17 protein-coding genes are annotated in these 15,395 nt (G+C 69.0%); 5 read left to right on the forward strand and 12 right to left on the reverse strand.

The genetic code is table 11. The annotated features are described in order from the left end of the window. From ACFHYQ_RS12330 to ACFHYQ_RS12380, 11 genes are all read right to left on the reverse strand, one after another. Positions 1–1,461, reverse strand: a complete 1,461-nt coding sequence (locus ACFHYQ_RS12330) for a DEAD/DEAH box helicase (protein WP_394301312.1) — start codon at positions 1,459–1,461, stop codon at positions 1–3. Between the two features lie 312 nt (positions 1,462–1,773). Next, positions 1,774–2,628: an ATP phosphoribosyltransferase gene (hisG, locus tag ACFHYQ_RS12335; protein WP_394301313.1), complete on the reverse strand. Its 855-nt coding sequence runs from the start codon at positions 2,626–2,628 to the stop codon at positions 1,774–1,776. 64 nt (positions 2,629–2,692) lie between these two features. Beyond that, on the reverse strand, positions 2,693–2,956 hold the full coding sequence (locus tag ACFHYQ_RS12340; RefSeq protein ID WP_204015797.1) for a phosphoribosyl-ATP diphosphatase: 264 nt from the start codon (positions 2,954–2,956) through the stop codon (positions 2,693–2,695). 299 nt (positions 2,957–3,255) lie between these two features. Beyond that, a complete protein-coding gene (locus tag ACFHYQ_RS12345) occupies positions 3,256–3,621 on the reverse strand; it encodes a metal-sulfur cluster assembly factor (RefSeq protein ID WP_204015661.1) in 366 nt (121 codons plus the stop codon). Continuing rightward, positions 3,618–4,061 carry a Fe-S cluster assembly sulfur transfer protein SufU gene (gene sufU / locus ACFHYQ_RS12350; RefSeq protein WP_055482145.1) on the reverse strand — a complete coding sequence of 148 codons (444 nt, stop codon included), beginning with the start codon at positions 4,059–4,061 and terminating at the stop codon, positions 3,618–3,620. The genes ACFHYQ_RS12345 and sufU overlap by 4 nt, the downstream gene beginning before the upstream one ends. 3 nt (positions 4,062–4,064) lie before the next feature. Further along, positions 4,065–5,354, reverse strand: coding sequence for a cysteine desulfurase (locus tag ACFHYQ_RS12355; RefSeq protein WP_394301254.1), 1,290 nt, complete (start codon positions 5,352–5,354; stop codon positions 4,065–4,067). Further along, complete coding sequence (sufC, locus tag ACFHYQ_RS12360) at positions 5,354–6,100, reverse strand: Fe-S cluster assembly ATPase SufC (RefSeq protein WP_394301255.1); 747 nt, start codon at positions 6,098–6,100, stop codon at positions 5,354–5,356. Before sufC ends, ACFHYQ_RS12355 begins: the two co-directional genes overlap by 1 nt. Before the next feature lie 3 nt (positions 6,101–6,103). Further along, entirely contained in the window at positions 6,104–6,424 is a 321-nt protein-coding gene (locus ACFHYQ_RS12365) for a non-heme iron oxygenase ferredoxin subunit (protein ID WP_394301256.1), read from the reverse strand. Further along, complete coding sequence (sufD, locus tag ACFHYQ_RS12370) at positions 6,421–7,539, reverse strand: Fe-S cluster assembly protein SufD (protein ID WP_394301257.1); 1,119 nt, start codon at positions 7,537–7,539, stop codon at positions 6,421–6,423. Before sufD ends, ACFHYQ_RS12365 begins: the two co-directional genes overlap by 4 nt. Beyond that, positions 7,539–8,975 (reverse strand): Fe-S cluster assembly protein SufB, encoded by a 1,437-nt coding sequence (gene sufB / locus ACFHYQ_RS12375; RefSeq protein WP_446746295.1) that lies wholly within the window; start codon positions 8,973–8,975, stop codon positions 7,539–7,541. The genes sufD and sufB overlap by 1 nt, the downstream gene beginning before the upstream one ends. Next, the gene (locus ACFHYQ_RS12380) at positions 8,948–9,766 is read right to left on the reverse strand and encodes a helix-turn-helix transcriptional regulator (RefSeq protein WP_394301259.1); all 819 of its coding nucleotides are present in this window, start codon (positions 9,764–9,766) and stop codon (positions 8,948–8,950) included. Before ACFHYQ_RS12380 ends, sufB begins: the two co-directional genes overlap by 28 nt. 160 nt (positions 9,767–9,926) lie before the next feature. Here ACFHYQ_RS12380 and ACFHYQ_RS12385 point away from each other — a divergent pair, with 160 nt between their 5' ends. The 3 genes from ACFHYQ_RS12385 (at position 9,927) to ACFHYQ_RS12395 (ending at position 12,602) form a co-directional block, all read left to right on the forward strand. After that, on the forward strand, positions 9,927–10,838 hold the full coding sequence (locus tag ACFHYQ_RS12385) for an ABC transporter ATP-binding protein (RefSeq protein WP_394301260.1): 912 nt from the start codon (positions 9,927–9,929) through the stop codon (positions 10,836–10,838). After that, a complete protein-coding gene (locus ACFHYQ_RS12390; protein ID WP_394301261.1) occupies positions 10,835–11,626 on the forward strand; it encodes an ABC transporter permease in 792 nt (263 codons plus the stop codon). Before ACFHYQ_RS12385 ends, ACFHYQ_RS12390 begins: the two co-directional genes overlap by 4 nt. A 67-nt stretch (positions 11,627–11,693) precedes the next feature. Continuing rightward, positions 11,694–12,602: an EamA family transporter gene (locus ACFHYQ_RS12395; protein ID WP_394301262.1), complete on the forward strand. Its 909-nt coding sequence runs from the start codon at positions 11,694–11,696 to the stop codon at positions 12,600–12,602. A 62-nt stretch (positions 12,603–12,664) separates the two neighbouring features. On the opposite strand, the gene ACFHYQ_RS12400 is transcribed toward ACFHYQ_RS12395, so the two are convergent. After that, positions 12,665–13,582 (reverse strand): LysR family transcriptional regulator, encoded by a 918-nt coding sequence (locus ACFHYQ_RS12400; protein WP_394301263.1) that lies wholly within the window; start codon positions 13,580–13,582, stop codon positions 12,665–12,667. Between the two features lie 131 nt (positions 13,583–13,713). On the opposite strand from ACFHYQ_RS12400, the gene ACFHYQ_RS12405 reads away from it, so the two are divergent. After that, on the forward strand, positions 13,714–14,931 hold the full coding sequence (locus ACFHYQ_RS12405) for an MFS transporter (protein ID WP_394301264.1): 1,218 nt from the start codon (positions 13,714–13,716) through the stop codon (positions 14,929–14,931). Between the two features lie 28 nt (positions 14,932–14,959). Continuing rightward, positions 14,960–15,346 (forward strand): VOC family protein, encoded by a 387-nt coding sequence (locus ACFHYQ_RS12410; RefSeq protein WP_394301265.1) that lies wholly within the window; start codon positions 14,960–14,962, stop codon positions 15,344–15,346. Positions 15,347–15,395: the final 49 nt, after the last annotated feature.

A 15,395-nucleotide genomic window follows, 5' to 3' on the forward strand; every position in this document is an offset into this window, starting at 1 on the left:
TCAGCGGCCGTGTCGGTTGCCGGAGCGGCCTCCTGCGCGACCTCCCTGGCGGAAGCCGCCACCCCGCCGCTCCGGCCGGCTCTCGCCGTCCCGGCGGCGGGGCCGGTCGTCTTGGAAGCCTCCGTACGAGCCGCTGTTGCCATTCGAGACGCCGTGGGGGCGCTCTCCCTGATAGCGGCGGCGGTCCGACGGCTGGCCCTCACGGCGCGGGCGCGGCGCATTGCGGACCTCGGGCTGCCACACGGCGATGGCCTCGCCGCTGGGCCGCCGCGCCCCCGCGACCTCGCCGAGGACCGCGTCGCCGGGCTGGACCCGGTGCCACGTCGGGGTGATGCCCGCTCGCCGGGTCATCGCGTTGATGGAGCGGCGCTCGTCCGGCATGACGAGCGTCACGACGCTGCCGCTCTCCCCCGCGCGGGCCGTACGGCCGCCGCGGTGGAGGTAGCTCTTGTGATCCATCGGCGGATCCACGTGCAGCACGAGGCTGACGTCGTCGACGTGGATGCCGCGGGCGGCGACGTCCGTGCAGACCAGGACGGTCACGTTGCCCTCGCGGAACGCATCGAGGATGCGGGTTCGCTGGTTCTGCCGCTTGCCGCCGTGCAACCCTCCGGCGCGGACCCCCACCCTGGCGAACTGCTTGACGAGCCGGTCCACACCGTGCTGGGTGCGGACGAACAGGATCGTACGGCCCTCGCGGTTGGCGATCTCAGCGGCGACGTCGACCTTGTCGTCCCGGTGCACCTGGAAGAGGTGGTGCTCCATGGTCTCGACCGGGGATGTCGCCGGAGCCAGCGAGTGCGTGACCGGGTCGGTGAGGAACCGCCGGACCAGCTTGTCCACGTCACCGTCGAGCGTGGCGGAGAAGAGCAGCCGCTGACTGTCCGCCGGGGTCGCGTTGAGAATGGCGCTCACCACGGGGAAGAAGCCGAGGTCGCACATATGGTCGGCCTCGTCGAGCACCGTGACCTCGACATCCTCGAGCGAGCACTCGCCCTGTTTCATGAGGTCGGTCAGGCGCCCGGGCGTGGCCACGACGATCTCGACGCCGCGGCGGAGCGCGTCGATCTGCCTGCCCATCGGCATGCCGCCGACGACGGTCCTGGTGCGCAGCGACAGACCACGGCCGAGCGGCTCCAGGGTGTCGGCGACCTGCAGGGCCAGTTCGCGCGTGGGCACGAGGATGACGGCGCGCGGCCGCCCGGAGGCGGCGCGTTCCCCCGCGACGCGGGCCATCGTCGGCAGGCCGAAGGCGAGGGTCTTGCCGGAGCCGGTCTGGCCCCGGCCCAGCACGTCACGTCCGGCGAGTACGTCGGGGATGGCCGCCTCCTGGATGGGGAACGGCGTGGTGATGCCTTCCCGGGCCAGCGCGGACACGAGCGGCCTGGGCAGCCCGAGCGTCACGAACGTGGCGCCGGGCGTGGAGTCGGAGGCGGGAAGAATATGGCCAGCGTCAAGCATGGTCACGAGGTCGTGCCTTTCATGGAAGCCAACGTGTCGGAACACGGGGGGCACGTCACTTCTATGAAAGGACGAGCCGGGACATGTACTGCTTTGCCCTACCCGAATCGGACACAAGGGTGGGCCAAAAGTCCGACTTAACCGGCTGGTAGGGCTCCTGCGTCAGGCGGCAATGCCACTCGATTCACCCGCGTCTTCGCGAGCGCCCCTGTCACGAACACCGTCGTTCAAGTCGCTTCGGGCATAACGAAGGGCAACCCTACAATGCCAACGCATGAACGTCAAACAGCCGATGTTCTCGACCTTCGGTGGTCAGAGCCGGCAGGCGTAGATGTCGGTGACGAGGATGGCCTTGGCGCCGATCTCCCAGAGGTGGTCCATCACCTGCTGGTGGCCCTTCCTGGGGACCATCGCCCGCACCGCGACCCAGCCCTCGCGGTGCAGCGGGGAGACCGTGGGCCCCTCCATTCCGGGAGTGATCGAGATGGCCTCGTCGATGCGCTCGGCCCGGATGTCGTAGTCGACCATCACGTAGTCACGGGCCACCAGAACGCCCTGGAGGCGGCGGATGAGCTGCCGGAACCCGTTCTCCTCCGGCGCGCCGGCCCGCTTGATCAGCAAGGCCTCCGAGGAGGCGATCGGTTCGCCGAACGTCTCCAGGCCCACGTTGCGCAGCGTGGTTCCGGTCTCGACGACGTCGGCCACCGCGTCGGCGACGCCGAGCCTTATCGCGGTCTCGACCGCGCCGTCCAGCTTGATCACCCGGGCGTCGACGCCCTGGTCGGCGAGGTACTTGCCGAGGAGTCCGGCGTAGGAGGTGGCGACGCGCCGCCCGGCCAGGTCGGTCACCCCGGAGTAGGCGCCGGGGGCGGCGGCGAAGCGGAACGTCGACCGCCCGAACCCGAGCGGCATGACCTCCTCGGCGGGGGCGCCGGAGTCGAAGAGCATGTCGCGGCCGGTGATGCCGGCGTCGAGGGTACCCTCGCCGACGTAGACGGCGATGTCGCGGGGGCGCAGGAAGAACAGCTCGCAGGAGTTGTCCGGGTCGACGACCACGAGCTCCTTGCTGTCCTTGCGCTGCCGGTATCCGGCTTCCTTCAGGATCGTCTGGGCGGCCTCGGCGAGCGCGCCCTTGTTCGGTACGGCGATGCGCAGCATGGGGTGGATAACCCTTCCGGAGTCAGATTGAACGAGGTGAGGACGGCGGCATCTCCCGGGGGCAGCACACCCCCTAGAGATGCTTGTAGACCTCGTCCAGTCCGATGCCGCGCGCCAGCATGAGGACCTGGATGTGGTAGAGCAGCTGCGAGATCTCCTCGGCGGTCCGCTCCGTGGATTCGTACTCCGCCGCCATCCAGCTCTCGGCGGCCTCCTCCACGACCTTCTTGCCGATGGCATGGACGCCGGCGTCCAGTGCGGCCACCGTGCCCGACCCCTCCGGGCGGGTGCGCGCCTTCTCAGCCAGTTCGGCGTACAGCTCTTCGAAGGTCTTCATGTCTTCTCTCGGGATCGTCGTACGGGCCCATTCAGGGTAGCGGACCGGTGCCGGCTCAGCTGAGGGCCTTCCGGGCCATGCGGAGCATCTCCTGTGCCTGCTGGGATCCGCCGCCCTCGTGGCCGTTGAACGGCCAGACCGAGATGAGGCGGCGAAGAAGGTCGAGGGCGGGGTGACGCCGTCGCGCAGGCCGGCGGAGAACTGGGCGGGGGTGTGGGCGGCCTGAAGGGTTGACAGCGCCGCCGGACGCCGGGCCGGCCCCGCGCCGGGACGGCCGGGCATCCGGCGAAGATCCTCGATCAGACGTTGAAGCCGAGCATGCGCAACTGCTCGCGCCCCTCTTCGGTGATCTTGTCAGGCCCCCACGGCGGCAGCCACACCCAGTTGATCACGACGCTCGACGTCAGATCGGCCAGCGCGGAGTTGGCCTGGTCCTCGATCACGTCGGTCAGCGGGCAGGCCGCGCTGGTCAGCGTCATGTCGACCGTCGCGATGGGGCGCTCCCCCTCGCCGGCGGGGTCGAGGTTGACCCCGTAGATCAGGCCGAGGTCGACGACGTTGATGCCCAACTCGGGGTCGACGACGTCCCTCAGCGCCTCCAGCACCTCATCGGTGGAGACATCCCCTTCATAGGTGGTTGTCGGGGTCTCCGTCGGCTTGCTCACATCGCCTCCTGGCTTCTCAACACCGCGTCCTTGTAGGCCATCCAGGCCAGCAGGGCGCACTTGACGCGGGCGGGGAACTTCGCCACCCCGGCGAAGGCCACCGCGTCGCCCAGCACGTCCTCGTCGGCCTCGACCTGGCCCCTGCCCTGCATCAGCCGGGTGAACTCGTCGACGACCGCGAGCGACTCCTCCACCGTCGACCCGGTGGCGAGATCATGCAGCACCGAGGCGGCGGCCTGGCTGATCGAGCATCCCTGGCCGTCGTAGGAGACGTCCTGCACCTTGCCGCCGTCGGCCAGCTTCACCCGCAGCGTGACCTCATCGCCGCAGGTCGGGTTCACATGGTGGACTTCCGCGTCGTACGGCTCGCGCAGCCCCCGGCCCTGGGGGCGCTTGTAGTGCTCCAGGATCAGCTCCTGGTACATGGATTCAGCGATCATGACTCAGCCGAACACCTTCTGCACGTGGTGGAGGCCGCGGACGAGCGCGTCGATCTCGGCCGTCGTGTTGTACAGGTAGAAAGACGCCCGGGTGGTCGCCGGGATGCCGAAGCGCAGGTGGAGCGGCCGGGCGCAGTGGTGGCCTACCCGCACCGCGATGCCGTACACGTCGTCGAGAATCTGGCCGACGTCGTGGGGGTGGATGCCCTCCAGAGTGAAGGAGACCGTGCCACCGCGGGCGACCACCGTGCGCGGACCGATGATCCTCAGCCCGGGGATCTCCGTCAGCGCGTCCAGTGCGTGCTGGGTGAGCGTCCGCTCGTGCGCCTTGATCTGGTCCATGCCGACCGAGGTGAGGTAGTCGACGGCCGCGCCGAGCCCCACCGCCTCGACGATGGGCGGCGTGCCCGCCTCGAACTTGTGCGGCACGGGGGCGTAGGTCGAGCGGTCCATCCAGACCGCCTCGATCATCTCGCCGCCGCCGAGGAACGGCGGCATCGCCTCGAGCAGCTCGCGGCGGCCCCACAGGACGCCGATGCCGGACGGCCCGGTCATCTTGTGCCCGGTGAAGGCCACGAAGTCGACGCCGAGCTCGCACACGTCGACGGCCTGGTGGGGCACCGACTGCGAGGCGTCGAGCATCATCAGCGCGCCCACCTCACGGGCCCTCGCCAGGATCGGCGAGACCGAGTTGACCGTGCCGAGCACGTTCGACTGGTGCGCTATCGACACGATCTTGGTGCGTTCGGTGACCAGCTCCTCCAGGCCGGAGACGTCGAGGCGGCCCTCGTCCGTCACCGGAAACCAGCGCAGCGTCGCACCGGTCCGCTGCGCGAGCAGCTGCCACGGCACGATGTTGGAGTGGTGCTCCATCTCGCTGATGACGATCTCGTCACCGGGGCCGACGCGGAACCGCTCGTCGGTGTTCACCGGGTTGCCGAAGGCGTACGCCACCAGATTGATCGCCTCGGAGGCGTTCTTGGTGAAGATCACCTCCTCCCGCGACGGCGCGCCGACGAACGCGGCGATCTTGTCGCGAGCCGACTCGTACGCCTCGGTGGACTCGCTGCCCAGCACGTGCAGGGCGCGGCCGACGTTGCCGTAGTGCGACATCAGGTGCTCGCGCATGGTGTCGATCACTTGGATCGGCTTCTGCGAGGAGTTCGCCGAGTCGAGGTAGACCAGCTCGCGTCCGCCGGGCAGCTCGCGGGAGAGGATCGGGAAGTCCTTCCTGATCCTCTCCACGTCGAGGCTCCCCGCGCTCGCCGCCGGCTGGACGTCGCTGCTCGTCATCAGGCGGAGGCCTTCGCGTATGCCTCGTACCCCTCGGCCTCCAGCTTCTCGGCGAGCTCGGGGCCGCCCTCCTCGACGATCCGGCCGCCGGCGAAGACGTGCACGAATTCGGGCTTCACGTACCGCAGGATGCGGGTGTAGTGCGTGATCAGCAGCACGCCGGTGTCGCCGCTGCTCCGGAACCGGTTGATGCCCTCGGAGACGACGCGCAGGGCGTCGACGTCGAGACCGGAGTCGGTCTCGTCGAGCACAGCGATCTTCGGCTGGAGCAGCTCGAGCTGGAGGATCTCGTGGCGCTTCTTCTCACCGCCGGAGAAGCCCTCGTTGACGTTGCGCTGGGCGAAGGCGGAGTCGATGGACAGCGCGTCCATCCCGGTCTTCAGGTCCTTGGCGAACTGGCGCAGCTTGGGCGCCTCACCGCGGACCGACGTGATCGCCGAGCGCAGGAAGTTGGAGACGCTGACGCCGGGCACCTCGACGGGGTACTGCATGGCCAGGAACAGGCCGGCCCGGGCGCGCTCGTCGACGGACATCGCCAGCACGTCCTCGCCGTCGAGCAGCACGGTGCCCGACGTGATCGTGTACTTGGGGTGACCGGCGAGGGCGTAGGCCAGGGTCGACTTGCCGGAGCCGTTCGGCCCCATGATGGCGTGGGTCTCCCCCGCCGCGATGGTCAGGTCGACGCCGCGCAGGATCTCCTTGTCGCCGACGGCGACGTGCAGCTCACGGATCTCAAGGGTAGGCACGTTTCACTCCTTCGAGAGCGAGACGAACACGTCATCGCCTTCGATCTTGACTCGGTAGACGTTCACTGGCTTGGTCGCGGGCGGGCCGGTGGGCTTGCCGCTGCGCAGGTCGAAGCACGAGCCGTGCAGCCAGCACTCCAGCGTGTGGTCGTAGACGTCGCCCTCGCTGAGCTTCACCTCGGCGTGCGTGCAGACGTCGTGCAGGGCGAACACCTCGTCGCCGACGCGGACGACCGCGACCGGGACGTCGCCGACCTCCACACCGATGGTGCCCTCGTCCGGGATGTCGCCGAGGGAGCAGACCCTCTCCCATTCGGCGCTCATCGGGCCAGCTCCGCTTCGACCGCCGAGAGCACCCGCTCCCGGATCTCGGGGACCTCGATCTTCTCCAGGAGCTGGGCGAAGAACCCGTGCACGACCAGGCGGCGGGCCTCCTGGAACGGGATGCCGCGGGCCTGGAGGTAGAAGATCTGCTCATCGTCGATGCGACCGGAGGCGGACGCGTGGCCCGCCCCGGCGACCTCGCCGGTGAGGATCTCCAGGTTCGGCACCGAGTCGGCGCGGGCGCCGTCGGTGAGGATCAGGTTCCGGTTCAGCTCATAGGTGTCGGTGCCCTCGGCCTCCGCCCGGATGATCACATCGCCGATCCACACCGCGTGAGCGCCGTCGCCCTGCAGCGCGCCCTTGTAGGTCACGTTGCTGCGGCAGTTCGGCACCGTGTGATCGACCAGCAGGCGGTGCTCCAGGTGCTGGCCGGCGTCGGCGAAGTACAGCCCGGTCAGGTCCGCCTCACCGCCGGGCGCCGTGTACGACACCGAGGGCGACAGCCGTACGAGATCGCCGCCGAGGGTGACCACGAACGACCGGAATGTGGCGTCCTTGCCGATCCTGGCATGGTGGTGCGAGACGTGTACCGCGTCGTCGTCCCAGTCCTGCAGGCTGACCACCTTCAGCGTGGCGCCCTCGGCGACGTCGAACTCGACGTTGTCGGCGTAGAGCGCGCCGCCGCGGTGGTCCAGCACGACCACGGCCTGCGCCATCGGGCCGACGTCGACCAGGATGTGGCCGTACGCGGCGCCGCCCGTCCCTCGCACGTTGATCACGATCGGCTTCGACGTGACGGCCTCGCGCGGCACCGTGACGACCGTCGCCTTCTCGAACGACGAGTACGCCTGGGCGCTGACCCTGTCGGCCGGCACGTACGCCCGGCCGATCCGGGGGTCCTCGCGGCCGACGGTCTCGACGGTCGCCTCCGGGGCGACGTCCACCTCGACCACGACGCCGCCGGTGATCTCGGCTTTGCCGTTGTGCAGGCCGCGCAGGCGCGACAGCGGGGTGAACCGCCACTCCTCCTCGCGCCCGGTCGGCACCGGGAAGTCCGCCACGTTGTACGACGAGATCTCGTGCAGCGTCGACAGCGGCTTCGTGTCCAGGCCCATCAGCCGACAGCCCCTTCCATCTGCAGCTCGATCAGGCGGTTCAGCTCCAGCGCGTACTCCATGGGGAGCTCGCGGGCGATCGGCTCGACGAAGCCGCGCACGATCATCGCCATCGCCTCGTCCTCGGTCAGGCCGCGGCTCATCAGGTAGAAGAGCTGATCCTCCGACACCTTGGAGACCGTGGCCTCGTGGCCCATCGACACGTCGTCCTCGCGGACGTCGACGTACGGGTAGGTGTCCGACCGGCTGACCTGGTCGACCAGCAGCGCGTCGCACTTGACCGTCGAGGCCGAGCCGGCGGCGCCCTCGTCGATCCGCACCAGGCCGCGGTAGGACGTCCGCCCGCCGCCGCGCGCGACCGACTTGGAGATGATCGTCGACGACGTCTTCGGCGCGAGGTGCACCATCTTGGCGCCGGCGTCCTGGTGCTGGCCCTCACCGGCGAAGGCGACCGACAGGGTCTCGCCCTTGGCGTGCTCGCCCATGAGGTAGACGGCCGGGTACTTCATCGTGACCTTGGAGCCGATGTTGCCGTCGATCCACTCCATAGTCGCGCCCTCGTACGCCACGGCGCGCTTGGTGACCAGGTTGTAGACGTTGTTCGACCAGTTCTGGATCGTCGTGTAGCGGCAGCGGGCGCCCTTCTTCACGATGATCTCGACGACCGCCGAGTGCAGCGAGTCGGACGAGTAGATCGGGGCCGTGCAGCCCTCCACGTAGTGCACGTAGGAGTTCTCGTCCACGATGATCAGGGTCCGCTCGAACTGGCCCATGTTCTCGGTGTTGATCCGGAAGTAGGCCTGCAGCGGGATCTCGACGTGCACGTTCGGCGGGACGTAGATGAACGAGCCGCCCGACCAGACCGAGGTGTTCAGCGCGGCGAACTTGTTGTCGCCCACCGGGATGACCGTGCCGAAGTACTCCTTGAAGAGGTCCTCGTGCTCGCGCAGGCCGGTGTCGGTGTCGACGAAGATGACACCCTTCTCCTCGAGGTCCTCACGGATCTTGTGATAGACGACCTCGGACTCGTACTGCGCCGCGACACCGGCGATGAGGCGCTGCTTCTCCGCCTCGGGGATGCCGAGCCTGTCGTAGGTGTTCTTGATGTCCGCCGGCAGCTCGTCCCAGGACGCGGCCTGCTTCTCGGTGGAGCGGACGAAGTACTTGATGTTCTCGAACTCGATGCTCGTGAGATCGGCGCCCCAGGTCGGCAGAGGCTTCTTGCCGAACAGCCGGAGGCCCTTGAGACGCAGGTCGAGCATCCACTCCGGCTCGTTCTTGAGCGCGGAGATGTCGCGGACGACCTCTTCCGACAGTCCACGCCGGGCGGTGGCGCCGGCCACGTCCGTGTCGGCCCAGCCGAACTTGTAATTCCCGAGGCCTTCCAGCTCCGGGCGGTCGGTGACAGTCACCTTCCGGACTCCTTGCTCGTCGATATGGATGTGCTCGGCTCTGGGGCACGCACCCGCCGTTCGGCCAGCGCGTGGGAGCTCACATGCGTGGTGCAGACCCCGTCGCCGTTGGCGATCGTGGCCAGCCGCTGCACCGGAGTGCCGAGAAGCCGAGCGAACGCCTCGGTCTCGGCCTCGCACAGCTGGGGGAACGCCGCCGCGACGTGCGCCACCGGGCAGTGATGCTGACAGAGCTGCTCACCGCCGCTGCCCGTCTTGCTGGCCGAAGCAGCGTAGCCCTCGGCCGACAGCGCCTCGGCGAGCACCCTGATCCGCTGCTCGGCGGGCACCTCGCGCATGACCGCCTCCAGCATGCCGACCAGGCCGGACACCTGGGCGCGCGCGAACTCCGACACCGCCTCGCCGCCCATGCGCTCGGCCAGGAAACGCAGAGCGCTGCCGGCCAGGTCATCGTAGGCGTGGACGAAGGCGCTGCGGCCCGCGTCGGTGATGGTGAACATCTTCGCCGGCCTGCCGCGCCCCCGCCTGCCGTACGGCCCGGCCGTACGGGGCTCGATCATCCCGTCGGTGAGCAGCGCGTCGAGGTGGCGGCGCACCGCGGCCGGGGTCAGTCCGAGCCGCTCGCCCAGCGCGGCGGCTGTGACGGGACCGTGCTCCAGGATCAGCCTCGCGACGCGGGCCCGGGTGCCGCGTTCAGCCCCGATGTCCCCGTGCTTGATGTCCCCGTGCTTGGTATCCGCGTGCTCGGGCGTGACCGACGACGGCCGCTGCCTCGCGGCCCCCTCGGCGTTCGTCCTCCCGGGCACGTATTTCACAACATCAGTGTGCCGTAATTCCTTCCCGCACGACAAACCCTACGCCACGCCGAGCTGAGTGCAATTTCTCACGCAGGAAAGCCTTACCTAACCGCGGTTGCCTCGCCGTGACGCGGCTCCGGATGCGGAGGCCCGCCGCCCGATCCCTAAACTCGAGATCGTGAGCACACCGCACGCAGTGGAGATCCGGGAGCTGGTCAAACGGTACGGGCGCAAGACCGCCGTCGACGGACTGAAGCTGACCTGCCGCACCGGCGAGGTCACCGCGATCCTCGGGCCGAACGGCGCGGGCAAGACCTCCACGATCGAGATCTGCGAGGGCTTCCGGCGTCCGGACGGAGGGACCGTCCGGGTGCTCGGCCTCGATCCGGCCGACCCCGCGCTGAAACCGCGCCTCGGGGTCATGCTCCAGGCCGGCGGCGTCCCACCCGCAGTACGGGCCGGCGAGTGGCTGCGGGTGGTCGCGCGCTTCTACGCCCACCCGCTCGATCCGGACGCCCTGCTCGCCCTGCTGGGTCTGACTGAGCACGCGCGTACGCCGTACCGGCGGCTGTCGGGCGGGCAGCAGCAGCGCCTGTCGCTCGCGGCGGCCGTCATCGGACGGCCGGAGCTGGTCTTCCTGGACGAGCCGACGGCGGGTCTCGACCCGCAGGCGCGGCACGCCTGCTGGGACGTGGTCACCGGACTGCGGGACGCGGGCGTGTCCGTGGTGCTGACCACCCACCAGATGGACGAGGCCGAGAAACTGTCCGACTATGTGGTCGTCATCGACCATGGACGGGTGGTCGCCGAGGGCACCCCGCGGGAGCTGACCGGCGCCGAGCGCCAACTCCGCTTCCGCGCCCGGCCCGGCCTGGACGTCGACCAGCTGCTCGACGCCCTGCCGCCCGGCAGCGCCGCCAAGGAGTCACCGTCCGGCCACTACATCATCGAGGGACAGGTCGGCCCGCAGATGCTGGCGACCGTCACGGCGTGGTGCGCCGCCGAGAGCGTCACGACGGAGGACCTGCGCATCGAGCGGCGTACGCTGGAGGACGTGTTCTTGGAGCTGACCGGCAGGGAGCTGCGGTGACCGGTGCCACCCCTGTTTCCGGCCACGCGATCGACTTCTCCCCCAGGCCTGGGGCGGCGCCGCTGCCCCGGATGGTCCTCGCCCAGGCCGGCGCGGAGATCAGGGCGATGCTGCGCAACGGCGAGCAACTCGTGCTCACGTTGATCATTCCCGTCCTGCTGCTGGTCGCCTTCTCGCTGGCGCCGCTGATCGACATCGGCGGCGGGTCCCGGGTCGCCTTCATCGCTCCCGGCGTGCTCGCGCTCGCGGTCATGTCCACCGCGTTCACCGGCCAGGCCATCGGCACCGGCTTCGAGCGGCGGTACGGCGTGCTGAAACGGCTCGGCGCCACCCCGCTGTCCCGGGCCGGGCTGCTGCTGGCCAAGACGGCGGCGGTCGTGGCCGTCGAGATGCTCCAGGTCATCGTCATCGGCATGGTGGCGATCGCGCTCGGCTGGTCGCCGCAGGGCGACCCGCTGTGGGTGGTGCTGCTGATCCTCTTCGGGACGGCGGCCTTCAGTGGGCTCGGCCTGCTCATGGCGGGCACCTTGCGCGCCGAGGCGACGCTGGCCGCGGGCAACCTCGTCTACCTGGTGCTGCTGGGGCTCGGCGGTGTGCTGTTCCCGATCGAGAAGTTCCCCGCCGGCGTGCAGCACGTGGTCGGGCTGCTGCCGATCACCGCGCTGTCCGACGGGCTGCGCGGGGTGCTGACGAACGGCGCGGGCCTGCCGGCGACGCAGCTTCTCGTGCTGGCCGGCTGGGCGATCGTCACGCTGGGCCTGGCCGCCCGGACGTTCCGCTGGGAATGACCGGAACCGTGGAAATGACGGGGGCCATAGGGATGACGTGGGCCATGGGAATGACGGGGCCGGCGGCGTGACCTCCGAGTCCCTGCCCGGTCCGGCCGAGCCGTACCGTGCGCGGTTCCGGCCGGGTTCGGCGTTGCGGGCGGCGTCCGGGGCCGTGCCGCCCTCCGGGCTGGTGCTGCTCGCAGTCCTGTCCGTCCAGCTCGGGGCGGGGCTGGCCAAGAACCTGTTCGCCCAGTTGCCGCCGAGCGCCGTGGTCTTCCTGCGGATCGCGATCGGCACGGCCATCCTCATCCCGTTCGCCCGGCCCCGGCTGCGGGGGCTCGGCCGACGGGATCTGGCCGTCGGCGCGGCCTTCGGGCTGAGCCTCGCGCTGATGAACCTGTCGTTCTACGAGGCGCTGGCCCGGCTGCCGATCGGGATCGCCGTCGCGATCGAGTTCATCGGGCCGCTCGGCGTCGCGGTCGCCGCGTCCCGGCGGCGGCTCGACCTGCTGTGGGTCGCGCTGGCCGGCGCCGGGGTGATCCTGCTCGCTCCCTGGGGCGTGGCGGGCGGCGCGAGCTGGGCGGGCATCGGGTTCGCCGCGCTGGCCGGACTCTGCTGGGCCGCCTACATAGTGCTGTCGGCCGCGACCGGGGCCCGGTTCCCCGGCGCGAGTGGGCTGTCCTTCGCCATGATCGTGGCGGTGGCCGTGATCGCGCCCGTCGGCGTGGCGTCGGGCGGGACCGATCTGCTGCGGCCGGAGATCCTGCTCGTCGGCGCGGGCGTCGGCCTGCTCTCGTCGGTCATTCCGTACTCGCTGGAACTGGAGGCGCTGCGCCGCATGTCCAAGCGGGTCTTCGGCATCCTGATGAGCCTCGAGCCCGCCGTCGCCGCGCTGGTCGGGCTCTTCGTTCTCGGGGAGTTCCTCCAGATCCGCGAGTGGGCCGCGATCGGCTGCGTCGTCATCGCCTCCATCGGCGCCACCCGCTCCGGATGAAGGTGACGCGGCGGGGCCATCCTCATGCCGGCCGGCGGGCCGGATGCACCACGTCGCGTTGATCACGCGGAGAAGGTTTCCCGTACGGCGTGACTCAGATGGGAGACGCCTTCCGCGTGATCAGTGCTAATCAGCTCAAGGAAGGCCGTGGCCGCCGGGGACGGCCGGTTGTCCCAGATCAGGTGCTCCACCCGCGTGGGCGCATCACGAAGACGGATGATGTGCAGGTCGGAGAAGCGCGGGGCGAACGCGGCCGGCAGCATGCCCACGCCGAGGCCCTGCCGTACCAGATCGACCATGAAGTCGGCGGACGACACCTCGAAGGGCACTTCACGCCGTACCCCCGCGGCTGCGAAGGCCTCGTCTGACTGTGCTCGCCCGGCCGCGCCGGCACGGAAGTCGATGAACGGTTCGTCCGCCAGACTCCGCAGGTCCACCTCGTGCTCCGTCCGGTGGTAGTCGGACGCGACCACGGCGACCAGTTCGCCTGCGCCGAGCCGTCGGCTCTGGACGCCCTTCGGCTCTTTGCGGGGCGGCAGTCCGAGGAACGCGACGTCGACGGCGCCTCGCCGGACCCGCTCGATCAGGTCTTCGCTGCCCGCCGAGGTGAGGGTGATGTGCACCCGCGGATGGCGCCGGCGGTAGTCCCTCAGGGCGACTGGCAGGTTGACGGCCGCCATCGTGTGGATGGCGCCGACGGCGAGCTGCCCGCGGATCTCCCCGCTGGCGGCCGCGACCTCGGCCCGTGCGCGGTCCGCTGCCTCCAGGCACTCCCGCGCCACGGGCAGGAACGCCTCTCCGGCCGGTGTCAGACGTACGCGGCGGCTGGTGCGCTCGAACAACCGAGCGCCCAGCTCCCGTTCCAAACCGGCGATCTGATGACTGAGCGCGGACTGCACCACCCGGCAGTGCTCGGCCGCCCTGGTGAAGTTCCTGGTCTCCGCGACCGCGACGACATACCTCAGCTGCTGTAGTTCCATTCAACCATCGTGCATCACGATCGATCACGATGAAAACTATGTGTTGGACTCATTGATCGTTGCTCACGCATCCTTGAGCGCAGGGCGGAAACCCTGAAGCGGCCCAACCCGAAGACATCAGAAAGAAGCCGATGGCCACACACGACAGACATCCGCACTCGACTTTGAGATCATGGCTGGGGGTTTCTGCGATCACAGCCAGTCTGTTCGTATTCCTCACGACCGAACTGATGCCCGTCGGCCTGCTTACTCCGATAAGCACAAGCCTGCGCATATCCGTGGGCATCGCCGGGCTGATGGTCACTCTGTACGGCGTCTCAGCCGGGATCGGCGTACCGTTCATCGTGGCCTGGACCAGGCGGGTCAACCGACGGGTCCTGCTGTCCACGCTCCTGGCGATATTGACCCTGGGAAACGTGATCACCGCCATCTCGCCGAACTATCCGCTGGTCTTGACAACGCGGCTCATCATGGGTTTCGCCAGCGGGGTTTTCTGGGCCATAGGCGTGAGCATGGCGATGCGCCTTGTTCCGGGACGCCACGCGAGCAGGGCGGCCGCGATCGTGATGTCCGGCATCTCGATCGCCGCGGTCGTGGGCATACCGCTGGGCACGGTCATGGAAAGCCTCACCGACTGGCACACCACGTTCCTCGTCTGGGCCGGCCTCAGTGCGCTGGTGTTCCTCGCGGTCGTCACCACCATTCCGTCGCTGCCGTCGACGAACGCGGTCTCGGTGCGGGAAGTCTTCGGGCTCCCGCTGAAGAACGTGCGGCTACGTCTGGTGCTGTGCATCGTCGTACTCTTCGTGCTCGGCCATTTCGGCGCGTACACGTTCGTGCGGCCCTACTTGGAGCACAGTGCATCCGCCACGCCCTTCTTCATCACCATGGTGCTGATGGTTTACGGCGCCGGAGGTGCGGCCGGAAACTTCATCGCCGGATACACGGTGAACAAGAGTTCGAGGGGCAGCTTCATCGTCGGCTGCGTGGGACTCGTGGTGTCCCTGCTGTTGCTGCTCACGATCGCTCACGCGGAGGCCGGTTCGATCACCGCGCTGATTCTCTGGGGAGCATCCTTCGGGGTCGTCCAGCTTTCCCAGATCAACATGACGCAGGCCGCAGCGCCCGACACCTTCGAAGCCGCGATGTCGCTGAACACCATGGCATACAACACGTCCATTGCCCTCGGGGCGCTTTTCGGCGGACTGTTCGCCGATCATCTGGGTGTCGCGAGTGTTGTCTGGTTCGGCGTGGCGCTGACAGCGGCTTCGCTCCTCCTCGCACTCGTCGCCCGCCAGAAGACCTCACGCACCGTCCGCACCGATGCGTTGGAACCCGTCGGGAAATAGGCCAGGCCTCCAGATGAAGGAGATCGTCGTGCGAGTGAAAGCCTTTGATCACCTGGTGCTCAACGTGCGAGATGTTGAGCGGGCGCTGATGTTCTACTCGGGAACACTCGGACTCGAGGAGGAGCGGGTCGCGGAGTGGCGGGCGGGTAACGCCGCCTTCCCGTCGGTACGGGTCAACGAGTCCACCATCATCGATCTGGTCGAACGCCCGCGTGGCGCGTCCAACGTGGATCACATCTGCCTTGTCGTGGATCCTGTGGACTGGCGGCAAGTGATCGATTCCGGCGCCTTCACCGTGCTGGAGGGGCCGGTCCGCCGGTTCGGCGCGCGAGGCGACGCACAGTCGGTATATGTGCAGGACCCGGACGGCAACACCGTCGAGCTGCGCTGGTACCCCCAGGACACCGAGCGGTAAGCCGTGCCGGGATCGGTCAGCCGCATGATCCACGATCGACGCGGCATTG

The organism is Sphaerimonospora cavernae (genome assembly GCF_042435035.1).
Lineage (GTDB): Bacteria > Actinomycetota > Actinomycetes > Streptosporangiales > Streptosporangiaceae > Sphaerimonospora > Sphaerimonospora cavernae.